Raw genomic sequence first — 1260 nt, 5'->3', positions numbered from 1 at the left:
AGAAGTGGCCCCCAATTTTCGGACATGACTTTAAGTGGTCGATCTGTTTTGATAGTACCCAACAATACAGGGACAGATTATGACTAGAAAACGTAGAAACCACTCTCCTGAGTTTAAAGCTAAGGTGGCTCTCGATGCCGCTAAAGGCGATAAAACCGTCGCTGAGCTAGCTCAGAAATATAACCTGCACGCTAACCAGATCTCAACATGGAAAAAGGAGCTGCTTGAAAACGCAGCCATGATTTTTGCCACCGAAAATCACTCAGGAAAAGAGAGTTCCGAAGATGTGGACAAACTTCACGCCAAGATCGGTCAATTGACCATGGAAAATGATTTTTTGGCCAAAGTGCTCGGTCGTTAGACCGAGCCCAGCGAAAGAGTTCGCTGGTTAAATCCACCCCATTGCCGATAAAGCGCCAATGTGAGCTGCTCAATATTGCTCGCTCTACCGCTTACTATCAGCCCATCGGACTCTCTGCTGAGGAGATCACGTTACGACGTATGATTGACGAAATTCATCTGCAGTATCCGTTTATGGGCAGTCGGCGCATTCGAACTGAGCTGGCTAAAAAGGGCCATAGCGTTAATCGTAAGCGTGTTGTTCGACTCATGCGCGATATGGGGATTGGGGCGATTTATCCCAAGCCCAAAACGACGCTGGCTAACAAAGCACACAAGGTGTATCCCTACCTGTTGCGTGATATCGAAGTCACTTACCCAAACCAAGCTTGGGCGATTGATATCACGTACATCCCGATGGCGAAGGGGTTCCTGTACCTCGTTGCGATTATCGACTGGTATAGCCGCAAAGTGCTGGCTTGGCGACTATCCAACACCATGGACACGAGTTTTTGTATCGAAGCGCTTGAGGAAGCGCTGAAGCATTATGGGCCACCTGATATCTTTAACTCAGATCAAGGCAGCCAGTTTACCAGCACAGAGTTCACACAGAAGTTAATTGAACATGACATACGTATAAGCATGGACGGGAAAGGCCGCTGGGTTGACAATGTTTTCATTGAGCGATTATGGCGAAGCCTGAAATATGAGGAGGTTTACTTAAAGGCTTATACCACGCCCCGTGAAGCCGAGCTTGAAATCGGCAACTACATGGTGTTTTATAATGAAGAACGTAACCATCAAGGACTGAATAACCTCACTCCTGATGAGGCCTACTTCGGTAGGCAAAGATACGCAGCATGAGCTGGGTCAACCACTTAAGAAATGAGCTTATGTGTCCAACCAGCGGGGTCCACTTCT

Annotated in this window: 1 protein-coding gene; it reads left to right on the top strand. The window is 47.5% G+C overall.

Annotated features, from left to right (window positions below; all coding sequences use genetic code 11):
- The first annotated feature begins 79 nt into the window (after window positions 1–79).
- Window positions 80–1203, top strand: a protein-coding gene (locus R7D93_RS25550; protein WP_100269006.1) for an IS3-like element ISVpa4 family transposase whose coding sequence is annotated in 2 segments (ribosomal slippage) — window positions 80–332 and window positions 332–1203 — 1125 coding nt in all. Because the reading frame shifts where the segments join, the coding sequence is not laid out codon by codon here.
- Window positions 1204–1260 lie beyond the last annotated feature (57 nt).

The organism is Vibrio sp. YT-15, assembly GCF_033337445.1.
GTDB classification, from domain to species: domain Bacteria; phylum Pseudomonadota; class Gammaproteobacteria; order Enterobacterales; family Vibrionaceae; genus Vibrio; species Vibrio alginolyticus.
Note: the sequence above shows the minus strand (reverse complement) of the source record. Positions and strands in the feature narration are given on the sequence as shown.